General features: G+C 68.9%; 10 protein-coding genes. All 10 read right to left on the bottom strand.

The features are described from left to right. Positions 1–8 precede the first annotated feature (8 nt). The gene (locus OG844_RS33155) at positions 9–1,541 is read right to left on the bottom strand and encodes a CHAD domain-containing protein (protein ID WP_406395347.1); all 1,533 of its coding nucleotides are present in this window, start codon (positions 1,539–1,541) and stop codon (positions 9–11) included. Positions 1,542–1,604: 63 nt separating this feature from the next. Beyond that, complete coding sequence (gene rodA, locus OG844_RS33150; RefSeq protein ID WP_351175581.1) at positions 1,605–2,795, bottom strand: rod shape-determining protein RodA; 1,191 nt, start codon at positions 2,793–2,795, stop codon at positions 1,605–1,607. After that, positions 2,795–4,966 (bottom strand): penicillin-binding protein 2, encoded by a 2,172-nt coding sequence (mrdA, locus tag OG844_RS33145; RefSeq protein WP_406395345.1) that lies wholly within the window; start codon positions 4,964–4,966, stop codon positions 2,795–2,797. The genes rodA and mrdA overlap by 1 nt, the downstream gene beginning before the upstream one ends. Continuing rightward, positions 4,963–5,625, bottom strand: coding sequence for a rod shape-determining protein MreD (gene mreD / locus OG844_RS33140; RefSeq protein ID WP_406395344.1), 663 nt, complete (start codon positions 5,623–5,625; stop codon positions 4,963–4,965). The genes mrdA and mreD overlap by 4 nt, the downstream gene beginning before the upstream one ends. A gap of 11 nt (positions 5,626–5,636) precedes the next feature. Next, positions 5,637–6,695, bottom strand: coding sequence for a rod shape-determining protein MreC (gene mreC / locus OG844_RS33135; RefSeq protein ID WP_406395342.1), 1,059 nt, complete (start codon positions 6,693–6,695; stop codon positions 5,637–5,639). A gap of 98 nt (positions 6,696–6,793) precedes the next feature. Continuing rightward, positions 6,794–7,813, bottom strand: a complete 1,020-nt coding sequence (locus OG844_RS33130; RefSeq protein ID WP_329211103.1) for a rod shape-determining protein — start codon at positions 7,811–7,813, stop codon at positions 6,794–6,796. A 293-nt stretch (positions 7,814–8,106) separates the two neighbouring features. Then, on the bottom strand, positions 8,107–8,520 hold the full coding sequence (gene ndk / locus OG844_RS33125) for a nucleoside-diphosphate kinase (protein WP_406395341.1): 414 nt from the start codon (positions 8,518–8,520) through the stop codon (positions 8,107–8,109). Between the two features lie 89 nt (positions 8,521–8,609). Next, entirely contained in the window at positions 8,610–8,972 is a 363-nt protein-coding gene (locus OG844_RS33120; RefSeq protein WP_406395340.1) for a DUF4233 domain-containing protein, read from the bottom strand. A 3-nt stretch (positions 8,973–8,975) separates the two neighbouring features. Beyond that, entirely contained in the window at positions 8,976–10,499 is a 1,524-nt protein-coding gene (folC, locus tag OG844_RS33115) for a bifunctional tetrahydrofolate synthase/dihydrofolate synthase (protein WP_406395338.1), read from the bottom strand. 123 nt (positions 10,500–10,622) lie between these two features. Then, positions 10,623–13,244 (bottom strand): valine--tRNA ligase, encoded by a 2,622-nt coding sequence (locus tag OG844_RS33110; protein ID WP_406395337.1) that lies wholly within the window; start codon positions 13,242–13,244, stop codon positions 10,623–10,625. Positions 13,245–13,251: the final 7 nt, after the last annotated feature.

The following is a 13,251-nucleotide window of genomic DNA, read 5'->3' as shown; positions in this document are numbered from 1 at the left end:
CCCGGTGCTCAGCCCTTCAGCGCCGATCGCAGTCCCGGATCCGATGCCCGGGCCCATACCTCGGGCAGTTCGCGCTCCCGGTCGGCCGCCGATGCCTCCTCCTGTCCGTACAGCAGACCCCAGGTGAAGGCGGACTCCCCCGCCCCGTGCGCCTGGACCGCCAGCGTGCGCAACGCGTCCCGGGCGACCACGCTGTCCTGGTGCTCCCCGAGGACCGTCTGCACCGCCTTCATGCGCTTGGCGAACCTCTTGGCCGGTTTCCCCAGGGCGGGCCGGGCGGCCTCTCCCGCGTACCGCGCGCGTTTCGCGGCCTTGCGGGCCTCGTGCATGGCGAGGTCCCGCTCCTCCCCCGGGGGCTGCTCCAGGGCGCGGGCGATCCGGGTGGCGAGGCGCTCGTAGTCCTTGAGCACGGCCCGGGGCACGGTCTTCTGCGGCTCCTTCCCGGCACCGGGCAGCAGGGGCGGGTCGGCGAGGAGGGCATCGAGGGTCTCCAGCAGGGCCAGATACCGCTTGCCGTCGAGTACGGAGAGGATCCGGCGCCGCGACCCGGCGCGCCGGGCCACGGACCACAGGCGCAGGCGGCCGCGGACGGGACCGAGGAGGAGGGGGCGGGGCAGTGCGGAGATCCGGTCGCCGAGCCGCTCGTCGAGCACTTCCTGGTCGCGGTCGATGCCGAGCTCGGCGGCGAGCCATTTCAGTTCCTCGCCGACGGGGTCGGTGACGGTCCGGTCCAGCACCTTACGGTAGGTCTTGAAGGCGCTGCGCAGCCGTCGGGTGGCGACCCTCATCCGGTGTACGGAGTCGGGGAGGTCGCGGCGTACGGCGGGGTCGAGTCCGATGACGGCCTCGATCTGGTCGCGTACGTAGGCGAGTACGTGGTCGCCTGCCGTGAGCGGGGCCGCCGCGCCGTCCTTCTTCTTCCGCCGCTGTTTCTTCGGGGCGGTCTCGGCCAGGGCCCTGGCCAGCTTCGACGTCGAGGCGGAGGACCGTACGCCGGCCTTGTGGAGCCGCCGCTCGACGGCGTCGAGGAAGGCGGGGTCGCCGTCGTCGGCCAGCTCGACCTCGATCTCGGTCCAGGCGGCCTCGGCGCCGTGCGCCTCCACGGTGAGCCGTTCGGCGCGGACCGCGTCGATGCTGAGCTCCGCGAGCAGGGCGCCGTCCTCGTCGAGCAGGTGGTGGACGTCCCGGGAGGAGAGCAGCCGGACGACGGGGACCGTTTCCGCGTCCCTGACCCGGGAGCGGAGCAGCGCGGCGAGGCTGTGCGGCAGGGTGTCGGCGAGCGGGGCGTGGATCTCGTCGCGGATGCCGGTGGAGACCGGGAACTTGAGATGCCAGCCTGCGTCGTCCCCGCCGGTTCTGCGCCGGAGGGTGAGCGAGTCGGCGGCCAGCCGGAGGTCCTCGGTGTCGTAGTAGACGGCGTCGAGTTCCCTGAGGCCCCGGTGGACGACGGCCGACACCCCGGCCACACGGGTCAGGTCGGGCAGCCGGGTTCCGGGCGTCGTTTCGTACTTACGCTCGATCTCACGCTTCGAGTCCGCCATAAACCGAATCTAGACGTGTTCCCCGCCGATGGGCAGGGGACCCCGCGGGCGGCCGGTACCGGCTCAGGCCGTTATCGGCCTCTGCACCCTGATCGACTGGAGCAGCCCGATCGCCACCCAGACGGCGAACATCGATGATCCTCCGTAGGACACGAACGGCAGCGGGAGTCCCGCCACCGGCATGATCCCGAGCGTCATTCCGATGTTCTCGAAGGACTGGAAGGCGAACCAGGCGATGATGCCGGCGGCGACGATCGTCCCGTAGAGCTCGCTCGTCTCGCGGGCGATCCGGCAGGCGCGCCACAGGACGATGCCGAGCAGGACGATGATCAGACCGGCGCCGAGGAAGCCGAGCTCCTCACCCGCTACGGTGAAGACGAAGTCGGTCTGCTGTTCGGGGACGAACTGGCCCGTGGTCTGGGAGCCCTTGAAGAGCCCGGTGCCGCTGAGCCCTCCGGAGCCGATGGCGATGCGCGCCTGGTTGGTGTTGTAGCCGACACCGGCCGGGTCCAGCGCCGGGTTGGCGAAGGCCGCGAAGCGGGCGATCTGGTAGTCGTCGAGCAGGCCGAGCTGCCAGATGGCGACGGCGCCCGTCGTCCCCGCGCCAAGGAGTCCGAAGACCCAGCGGTTGGACGCGCCGGAGGCGAGCAGGACGCCGAGCACGATGACGGCCATGACCATCACGGACCCGAGGTCGGGCATCAGCATGACCACGGCCATCGGGATGAGCGCCAGGCCGAGCGACTTGGCGACGGTCCGGTGGTCGGGATGCAGCTGGTCGCCCGCGTCGACCCGGGCGGCGAGCAGCATGGCCATGCCCAGGATGATCGTGATCTTGGTGAACTCGGAAGGCTGGAGGGAGAAGCCACCCGGAAGGAGGATCCAGGCGTGCGCGCCGTTGACGGTGGCGCCGAGCGGCGTGAGGACCGCCAGGACGAGTAGCACCGAGAGGCCGTAGAGGACCGGGACGGCTCCCCGCAGGGTGCGGTGGCCGAGCCAGATCGTGCCGACCATCAGGGCGACACCGATGCCGGTGTTGAGGGCGTGCCGGAACAGGAAGTAGTACGGGTCGCCGTGGGTGAGCGAGTCACGGCCGCGGGTCGCCGACCAGACGAGGAGCGATCCGATGAAGGACAGGGCGAGCGCCGACCCGAGCAGGGGCCAGTCCAGCCGCCGGACGACGGAGTCGCGTGCGGTGAGCTTGGCCCAGGAGGAACGCTCGGGGGCGTAGCGCGAAACGGAGAATCCGGCCATCAGTCCCGCCTCCACGGCACTCCGGCGAGTGCGAGTGCCTGGGTGCCCTCTTCGGCAGGGGGCTCGGGGACGTAGGGCTTGATCTTCGGCGACTCGATCTGCCCGTCCGGTTGGATCTTCGGCAGGGTCTTCTGGGGCTTGGGCAGCAGAGCCTTCTTGAGGTCCTGCTTCCCGGCGGAGTCGAGTCCGTAGAGCGCGTTGTAGATGTTGCGCACGGCGGGGCCCGAGGCGCCGGAGCCCGTACCGCCCTGGGAGATCGTCATGACGATCGAGTATTCCTTGGTGTACGTGGCGAACCAGGAGGTCGTCTGCTTGCCGTAGACCTCGGCCGTGCCCGTCTTGGCGTGCATCGGGATCTTGTCCTGGGGCCAACCGCCGAATCGCCAGGCGGCGCTGCCCCGGGTCGCGACACCCGCGAGGGCTTCGTCTATTTTGTCGCGCGTGTCGCCCTTGAAGGGCAGCTTGCCGTGCGCCTGCGGCTTGATCTCCTGGACCGTCCTGCCGTCGCCGCTCACGACGGCCTTGCCGACGGTCGGGTCGTAGAGCGTGCCGCCGTTGGAGATCGCGGCGTAGATGGTCGCCATCTGGATCGGGGTGACGAGGGTGTCTCCCTGGCCGATCGAGTAGTTGACGGAGTCACCGGCGCGCATCTTGTAGCCCTCGAGGCAGCCTTCGTACGCGATCTTCTCGACGTACGTGCCGTCCTTCTTGCCCTGCTTGCACCAGGAGGTCTTGTTGGCGTCGTAGAAGTTCTGCTTCCACTGACGGTCGGGGACACGGCCGGAGACCTCGTTGGGGAGGTCGATGCCGGTCTCCTTGCCGAGGCCGAACTGGTGCGCGGTCTTGTAGAACCAGTCGTCGGTGTTCTTCTTCGGCTTGTTGCCGCCGTCCTTCTGCCACTCCCTGTGCGCGAGGCCGTAGTAGACGGTGTCGCAGGAGACCTCAAGGGCGCGGCCGAGGCTGATGCTGCCGTAGCCCTGGGACTCGAAGTTCTTGAAGACCTGGCCGCCGATGGAGTACGAGCTCGGGCACGGGTAGTTGCCGTCGAATTCGTATCCGGCGTTGACCGCGGCGGTCGAGGAGATGACCTTGAAGATCGACCCGGGGGCCGCGGTTCCCTGGATGGCGCGGTTCAGCAGCGGGAAGTTGGACTTCTTGCCGGTGAGCTTCGCGTAGTCCTTGGCGGAGATGCCGCCGATCCAGGCGTTGGGGTCGTAGGTCGGCAGGGAGGCCATCGAGACGATGCGGCCCGTCTTGGCCTCCATGACGACGACGGCACCGGAGTCCGCCTTGTAGAGCTCGTTGGTGTTGCGGTCCATCTCCTTGCGGGCCGTCTCCATCGCCTTGTTGAGCTCGTACTCGGCGACGGCCTGGACCCGGGCGTCGATGGAGGTGACGACGCTGGCGCCGGGCTCGGCCTCGTCGTTCTGCGCCTGGCCGATGACACGGCCGAGGTTGTCGACCTCGTAGCGGGTGACGCCGGCCTTGCCGCGCAGTTCCTTGTCGTACGTGCGCTCCAGGCCGGAGCGGCCGACCTGGTCGGAGCGGAGGTAGGGCGAGTCGCTGTCCTGGGCCTTGGTGACCTCTTCGTCGGTGACGGGCGAGAGGTAGCCGAGCACCTGGGCGGTGTTGGCCTTGCCGGGCGCGGCGTAACGGCGTACGGCGGTGGGTTCGGCGGTGATGCCGGGGAAGTCCTCGGCACGCTCACGGATCGTGAGGGCCTGCTGGGTGGTGGCCTCGTCGGTGACCGGGATCGGCTGGTAGGGCGAGCCGTTCCAGCAGGGCTGCGGAGTCTTGGCGTCGCAGAGCCGGACCTTGTCCCGGACGTCCTTGGGCTTCATGTCCAGGACGCCGGCGAGCCGGGTGAGGACGCCGACGCCGTCGTCCTTCATCTTCATCAGCTCGGTACGGCTGGCGGAGACGACGAGGCGGGTCTCGTTGTCGGCGAGGGGTACGCCGCGCGCGTCGAGGATGGCGCCGCGGACGGCGGGCTGGACGACCTGCTGGACGTGGTTGTTCTTGGCTTCGTCGGTGTACTCCTGGCCGTTTCGGATCTGGAGGTACCAGAGCCGGCCGCCGAGCGTCAGGAGCAGGGAGAAGACGAGGACCTGGATGACGACGAGTCGGATCTGGACCCGCTGGGTCCGGCCCGTCTCCGGGATGTTGCTCACAGTCGCTTGACCCCCTTGATCCTTCCTGCGCGTGCGGCGCGGTTACGGGCGGCCTTGACGCGCAGTCCGCCCCGCTGGCTGCCGATCCGCAGCCCGGTGCCCGAGGCCAGCCAGCCGGCGGCGACATCGCCGCCACCGGAACTGTCGGCGATCGGATCGCTCTCGGTGCGTCGTGCGAGTGCCATGATCAGCGGAACGGTGAACGGCGCGAGGAGCAGGTCGTACACGGCGGCGGTGAACAGCAGGCTGCCCAGCCCCACATGACGGGCCGCCGTGTCGTCGACGAGGGCGCCGACGCCGGCGTACAGCAGGGTCGACCCGATCGCCGCGGCGACGACGACGGCCATCGGGGCGAAGGCCGACCTGAGCTGGCCGTTCTCGGGGCGGACCAGACCGGCGAGGTATCCGATGACGCAGAGCACCAGGGCGTAGCGACCCGCGGCGTGGTCGGCGGGCGGCGCCAGGTCGGCGAGGAGGCCCGCGCCGAACCCGATGAGCGCGCCGCTGACGTGCCCGTACACGAAGGCGAGTCCGAGCACCACGAGCAGCAGCAGGTCGGGGGTGGCGCCGGGGAGCTGGAGGCGGGCGAGTACGGAGACCTGGACGACGAGGGCGACCACGACCAGGGTGACGGAGAGCAGAGTCCGGTTGAAGCGCATGGGGATCAGCTCTATTCCTGCTCGTCGGCCGCGTTGTCGGCGTTCGGGTCGGCGTTGCCGGACGCGTTCGCGTCGGCGTTCCCGGAGGCGTCCGCGTCGGGCTTCTCGTTGATGTTCCCGACGACCTTGCCGCTGCCGTCGACCAGGTCGCCGTTCGGCTGGACCGTGACGGTGACGGTCGGGGTGGGCTTCGGCTTCTCCGGCTTCTTGGGCTGCTTCGGCAGCACCATGTCGCGGGGGTCCTCACGGGGTGCCTGGACGACGATGCCGACGATGTCGAGCTTGGTGAAGCCGACGTACGGGCGGACGTAGACGGTCCTGGTCAGGTCGCCGCCCGACGGGTCGACACGGACCACTTCGCCGACCGGGACGCCGGGGACGAAGGGCTTGTCCTTGCTCGATCCGAAGGTGACCAGCCGGTCGCCCTTCTTCACCTTCGCCTTGCCGTTGAGGAACTGGACCGAGAGCGGCCGGGAGCCCTGTCCGGTGGCGAAGCCGAGCTCGTCGGTCTTCTCCATCCGGGTGCCGACGGTGAAGTCGGGGTCGTTGGCCAGCAGGACGGTCGCGGTGTTCGGACCGACGGTGGTGACGCGGCCGACGAGCCCTTCACCGTTGAGTACGGTCATGTCGCGCTTGAGGCCGTCGTCGGATCCCGCGTCGATGGTGATCGTCCAGGAGAAGCCCTGGGCCGCTCCTATGGCGATGACCTCGGCGCCCTTGATGCCGTACTGGCCGGCTCCGGCGGCCTTGAGCATGCTGTCGAGCTGGCGGACCTTGCTGCTGTTGCGGTCGTCGCTGCCCAGTTTCGCCTTCAGCGCGGCGTTCTCCTGCTCCAGTGCCGCGATCCGGTCGTGCCTCTCACCGGAGTCCCGTACGGCGCCTATGGCGTTGCCCACCGGGTCCACCGCCGCTGCTACGCCGTTCTCGACCGGTCCGAAGACCGTGGCGGCGGCCTGCCGGGCGCCGTCGACCGGCGACTCCTCGCCACCGCGGATGTCCACCGTGATCAAAGCGAACGCGATGGCGATCAGCAGCACCAGGAGCAGCCGGCTCTCTCGTGTGTCCCTCACGTGCGGCGGCCGTGCCTTCCTCGTCGGAATATTGGTGCCTGTATATCAACGTTCCGCCGTACGGGAGCGGCAGCACCCGTACGGCGGAACGTCGGGTTCTACCGTCGGGGCTGGGCGTCCAGCACCTGCTGGAGCGCCTCGAACTCCTCGACGCACTTGCCTGACCCGAGTGCCACCGAGTCCAGCGGGTCCTCGGCGATGTGGATCGGCATGCCCGTCTCGTGGCGCAGCCGCTCGTCGAGGCCGCGCAGGAGCGCGCCGCCACCGGTGAGGACGATGCCGCGGTCCATGACATCGCCGGAGAGCTCCGGCGGGCACTTGTCGAGCGTCGTCTTCACGGCGTCGACGATCGCGTTGACCGGCTCCTCGATGGCCTTGCGGACCTCCGTGGCGGAGATGACCACGGTCTTGGGCAGCCCCGAGACCAGGTCGCGCCCACGGATCTCCGTGTGCTCCTCCTTCTCGAGGTCGAACGCCGAGCCGATCGTGATCTTGATCTGTTCGGCGGTTCGCTCACCGAGGAGGAGCGAGTACTCCTTCTTGATGTGCTGGATGATCGCGTTGTCCAGCTCGTCACCGGCGACCCGGATCGACTGGGCAGTGACGATTCCGCCGAGCGAGATCACCGCGACCTCGGTGGTGCCGCCACCGATGTCGACGACCATGTTGCCGGTGGCCTCGTGGACCGGCAGGCCGGAGCCGATGGCCGCAGCCATGGGCTCTTCGATGATGTGCACCTGACGGGCACCGGCCTGCGTCGACGCCTCGATGACGGCGCGTCGCTCGACCCCTGTGATGCCGGAGGGTACACAGACGACGACCCGCGGGCGGGCCAGGTAGCGGCGCTTGTGGATCTTGAGGATGAAGTAGCGGAGCATGCGCTCCGTGATCTCGAAGTCGGCGATCACGCCGTCCTTCAGGGGCCGTACGGCAACGATGTTGCCCGGCGTACGGCCGATCATCTTCTTGGCCTCGGAGCCGACCGCCAGGATTCCACCGGTGTTGGTGTTGATGGCCACGACGGACGGCTCGTTCAGGACGATGCCGCGCCCCCTGACGTACACCAGCGTGTTGGCAGTCCCGAGGTCGATAGCCATGTCACGGCCGATGAACGACATTGAGTTCCCCTTGTTCCCCATGAGGATGCGTCGGGCCTTCCCAAGAAGCGAAGAATGGCTTGTTTTAGGTAGGCGAGGGTTGGCGCTGCGGGCGTGGAAGCTTCCATCGTAGTGCCGTGAGCACGGACACAGCGCGAGGGTCCTTCGCCAATGTGAGCAGAACGGCTGCCCGTCCCACCCATGGTGACGTTACGTCGGAGGGATGCGTTCCCGCGATCCGGGGCCCTATACCGAAGGGCGACCGAATTACTTCGGTCGCCCCAGGTCATGAGCGCTGATTGGCCGAGCCGAAGTCAGGAAAGTCCGGGAAAGAAAAGCTTCAGTTCTCGCTCCGCGGACTCCTCGGAGTCCGAGGCGTGGATGAGGTTCTCCCGGGTGACCGTCCCGAAGTCGCCACGGATCGAGCCGGGCGCGGCGGCGATCGGGTCGGTGGGGCCGGCCAGGGCGCGAACACCCTCGATGATCCGCTCGCCCTCGGCCACGAGAGCGACGACGGGGCCGGAGGCCATGAACTCGACGAGCGGCTCGTAGAACGGGCGGCCCTTGTGCTCGCCGTAGTGCTGCTCCAGGGTCTCGTGGTCGAGCGTGCGCAACTCCAGCGCGGTGATCGTCCAGCCGGCCTTGCGTTCGATGCGGCCGACGATCTCGCCGATCAGCCCACGCCGTACGGCATCCGGCTTGAGAAGGACGAGGGTGCGCTGAGTCATGTGCGGCTCCTTGCAGACTGCGGGTGCGGTGAGGCGAGATTACAGGGATGCGGGAACGGGCCGGCGGCCGGGCTCACGCTGCGTCATCTTCAGGCCGGAGCCTCTGTGCCCTCCTGGGCCTCAGCCTGCGCCGCCCACCGGGCCTTCGCCTCGTCGATCTTGCGGCCGTAGTGCACCGAGGCCCACCACAGCGCCCCGAAGACGAGACCGAGGATGAACATCATCGGGACGACGAAGCCGCTCAGCACCAGGACGACCTGCAGCGCCCAGCCGAGCTGTATCCCGCCGGGGCGGGTGATGGCACCGCAGAGCAGGACGGACAGCAGCATGCCGATGCCGCAGACCGTCCAGACGGCGGCCATGGACATGTCGTCGGACTTCATCGCAACGAGTCCGGCGAAGCCGATCACGAAGAACTCGCCGATCAGCGTCGATGCACAGAGCGTACGCACAGGTCAGCGCCTTCCCAGAAGCAGCCGGGCCTCGCCGACAGTGATCACGGATCCGGTCACCAGCACTCCGGCACCCGCGTACTCCGCGTCCTCCTCGGCGAGGGTGATGGCGGCCTCCAGCGCGTCGTCGAGGCGGGGCTCGACCTGCACGCGCTCGTTGCCGAACACCTCGACGGCGACCGCGGCCAGCTCGTCCGCGTCCATCGCGCGCGGGCTGGAGTTCTGGGTGACGACGACCTCGGCGAAGACCGGTTCGAAGGCTTCGAGGAGCCCCCGGACGTCCTTGCCCTCACTGGCGCCGACGACCCCGATGAGCCGGGAGAAGCTGAAGGCCTCGGAGATCCCCGCGGAGGCGGCAACGGCGCCTGCCGGGTTGTGCGCGGCGTCCAGGACGACGGTCGGGCTGGACCGTACGACTTCGAGCCGTCCCGGCGAGAGCACCGCGAGGAAGGCCTTGCGGACCGCTTCGATGTCGAGGCTGCGGGCCTGTTCGGCGCCGATACCGAAGAACCCCTCGACGGCGGCGAGCGCCACCGCGGCGTTGTGCGCCTGGTGGGCGCCGTACAGCGGGAGGAAGACGTCCTCGTACTCTCCGCCGAGGCCCCGGAGCGTCAGCAGCTGGCCGCCGACCGCGACCTCACGGGAGACGACGCCGAACTCCATGCCCTCGCGGGCCACCGTGGCGTCCACCTCGACGGCCTTCTTCAGCATGACCTGCGCGGCGTCGACCGGCTGCTGGGCCAGGATCACCGTCGCGCCCTGCTTGATGACTCCGGCCTTCTCGCCGGCGATCTCCGCGGGGGTCGTGCCGAGGCGGTCGGTGTGGTCCAGCGAGATGGGGGTGACGACGGCGACCGAGGCGTCGATGACGTTGGTCGCGTCCCAGGTGCCGCCCATGCCGACCTCGACGACCGCGACGTCCACCGGCGCGTCGGCGAAGGCCGCGTAGGCCATGCCCGTCAGCACCTCGAAGAACGACAGCCGGTACTCCTGCTGGGCGTCGACCATCTCGACGTACGGCTTGATGTCCTCGTACGTCTCGATGAAGCGCTCGGCCTCGATCGGGGCGCCGTCCAGGCTGATCCGCTCGGTGATCGACTGGACGTGCGGGGAGGTGTAACGGCCGGTGCGCAGCTCGAAGGCGTTGAGCAGGGCCTCGATCATGCGGGCCGTGCTGGTCTTGCCGTTCGTCCCCGTGATGTGGATCGAGGGGTAGGCGCGCTGCGGCTCGCCGAGTACGTCCATCAGGGCCGCGATGCGGGTCACCGACGGCTCGAGCTTGGTCTCGCCCCAGCGTCCGGCGAGCTCCTGCTCCACGGCGCGCAGCGCCTTGTCGATCTCGGGGTCGGTGGGGCGGGCGGGGACCACATCGCCCTGGGGCGGTCCCGACTGGGTGCGCAGCGTGCGGCTCCCGGCCTCGATCACCGCCAGGTCGGGGTCGCGCTGGGTCGCTTCGTCGACGATCTCCTCGAAGGTGTCGTCGGAGTCTGACGCGTCGTGCCGGTCTGAAGGGCGGGGCTCACTCACAGGGCCAGTCTACGGATGTGCACCGACAACGCGCGCAGCGCCCGCTGGCCCGCTTCCCCGGGGTACGGCGAAGCCCCCGCTCCCCCGGTCGGTCAGGGGTGCGGGGGCTTCGTCCTCAGATCATCAGCTCTGCGGCAGATTCGCCAGCTGGGCGGTGATCCGCTCGATGTCGGCCTCGGCCTTGGCGAGCCGGCCGCGGATCTTGTCGACCACGTTGTCGGGTGCCTTGCCCAGGAACGCCTCGTTGTTGAGCTTCCCGTTGGCCTGCGCCTTCTCCTTCTCGGCTGCGCCGAGGTCCTTCGTCAGGCGCTTGCGCTCCGCCTCGACGTCGATCGTGCCGGAGAGGTCCAGGGCGACCGTGGCCCCCGCGACCGGGAGCGTGGCCGTGGCGTGGAAGCCGTCACCGGCGGGCTGCAGACGCAGCAGCTGCCGGATGGCCGCCTCGTGCGGGGCGAGCACCGTACCGTCCAGAGCGAGCTCGGCCGGGACCTTCTGGCCGGGCTGGAGGCCCTGGTCGGAACGGAACCGGCGGACCTCGGTGACGACCTGCTGGACGAGCTCGATCTCCTTCTCGGCCGCGTCGTCGCGGAAGCCGGAGTCCTCGGGCCAGTCGGCGACGACGAGGGACTCGCCGCCGGTGAGAGTCGTCCAGAGCTGCTCCGTGACGAACGGGACGATCGGGTGCAGGACCCGCAGCGTCACGTCGAGGACCTCACCGAGGACCCGGGCGGACACCTTCGCCTGCTCGCCTCCCGCGAAGAACGTCGTCTTGGACAGCTCGACGTACCAGTCGAAGACCTCGTCCCACGCGAAGTGGTAGAGCGTCTCGCTGAGCTTGGCGAACTGGAAGTCGTCGTAGAACGCGTCGACTTCGGCGACGGTCGCGTTGAGGCGCGACAGGATCCAGCGATCGGTCGCCGACAGCTGCTCGACGGGAGGCAGCGGACCCTCGAGGGTCGCGCCGTTCATCATCGCGAAGCGGGTCGCGTTCCAGATCTTGTTGGCGAAGTTGCGGGAGGCCTGGACCCAGTCCTCACCGATCGGGACGTCGGCGCCCGGGTTGGCACCCTTGGCGAGGGTGAACCGGACAGCGTCGGAACCGTAGTTGTCCATCCAGTCGAGCGGATCGACGGCGTTGGGGTTGGACTTGGACATCTTCTTGCCGAACTCGTCACGGACGAGACCGGTCAGCGCGACGGTCTTGAACGGGACTTCGCCGTCCATCGCGTACAGGCCGAACATCATCATCCGGACGACCCAGAAGAAGATGATGTCGTGTCCGGTGAGCAGGACATCGGTCGAGTAGAACTTCTTGAGGTCCGGAGTCTCCTCGGGCCAGCCGAGCGTGGAGAAGGGCCACAGTCCGGAGGAGAACCAGGTGTCGAGGACATCGGGGTCCTGGGTCCAGCCGTCACCGCTCGGCGGCTCCTCGTCGGGTCCCACGCAGATGACCTCGCCCGCCGGCCCGTACCAGACCGGGATGCGGTGCCCCCACCAGAGCTGGCGCGAGATGCACCAGTCGTTGAGGTTGTCGACCCAGTCGAAGTAACGCCGCTCCATCTCCTTCGGGTGGAGTTCGACGCGGCCGTCACGGACGGCGTCGCCCGCGGCGCCGGCGAGCGTCTCGACCTTGACCCACCACTGGAGCGAAAGACGCGGTTCGACGGTCGTCTTGCAGCGCGAGCAGTGACCCACGGAGTGGACGTAGGGGCGCTTCTCGGCGACGACACGTCCCTGCTCGCGCAGGGCGGCGACGATCGCGGAGCGCGCCTCGAAGCGGTCGAGACCCTCGAACGGGCCGTGAACCGTGATGACACCGCGCTCGTCCATGATCGTCATGGACTCCAGGCCGTGGCGCTGACCGATCGCGAAGTCGTTCGGGTCGTGGGCGGGCGTGACCTTCACGGCGCCGGTACCGAACTCCGGGTCGACGTGGTGGTCGGCGACGACGGGGATCGTACGGTTGGTCAGCGGCAGCTTGATCCGCTTGCCGATGAGGTGCGCGTACCGCTCGTCGTCGGGGTGGACCGCGACCGCCGTGTCACCGAGCATCGTCTCGACACGCGTGGTGGCGACCACGAGCGTCTCGTCGCCCTCGCCGTACGTCAGCGAGACCAGCTCGCCGTCGTCGTCCTGGTAGTCGACCTCGATGTCGGAGATGGCGGTCAGACAGCGCGGACACCAGTTGATGATGCGCTCGGCACGGTAGATCAGCTCGTCGTCGTACAGCTTCTTGAAGATGGTCTGGACGGCCTTGGACAGACCCTCGTCCATGGTGAACCGCTCGCGGGACCAGTCGAGGCCGGCACCGAGACGGCGCAGCTGGCCGAGGATCCGGCCGCCGAACTCGTCCTTCCACTGCCACACACGCTCGGTGAACTGCTCACGCCCGAGGTCCTGACGGGACTTGCCCTCTTCCGCAAGCTGCTGCTCGACCTTGTTCTGGGTGGCGATCCCGGCGTGGTCCATGCCGGGCAGCCACAGGGTCTCGAAGCCCTGCATGCGCTTGCGCCGGGTCAGCGCGTCCATGAGCGTGACCTGGAAGGCGTGTCCCAGGTGGAGCGCACCGGTGACGTTGGGCGGCGGGATGACGATGGTGTACGGGGGCTTCTCGCTGTCCGGGTCGGCCGTGAAGTAACCGCGCTCTACCCAGCGCTCGTACAGCTTCCCCTCTACCTCGGCCGGCGCGTACTGGGTCGGCAGTTCGGGGTTGCTGACTGGCTGCTGCGATGCGTTCTCGGTCACGCACCAC

This window comes from Streptomyces sp. NBC_00887, from assembly GCF_045207585.1.
This window is presented reverse-complemented; position numbering and strand designations above follow the sequence as displayed.

Coding starts and splice junctions, on each gene's coding strand:
- OG844_RS33130 (WP_329211103.1), bottom strand. CDS start 7,813: ATGTCGTTCATCGGCCGTGACATGGCTATCGACCTCGGGACTGCCAAC.
- ndk (WP_406395341.1), bottom strand. CDS start 8,520: ATGACTCAGCGCACCCTCGTCCTTCTCAAGCCGGATGCCGTACGGCGT.
- mreD (WP_406395344.1), bottom strand. CDS start 5,625: ATGCGCTTCAACCGGACTCTGCTCTCCGTCACCCTGGTCGTGGTCGCC.
- rodA (WP_351175581.1), bottom strand. CDS start 2,795: ATGGCCGGATTCTCCGTTTCGCGCTACGCCCCCGAGCGTTCCTCCTGG.
- OG844_RS33155 (WP_406395347.1), bottom strand. CDS start 1,541: ATGGCGGACTCGAAGCGTGAGATCGAGCGTAAGTACGAAACGACGCCC.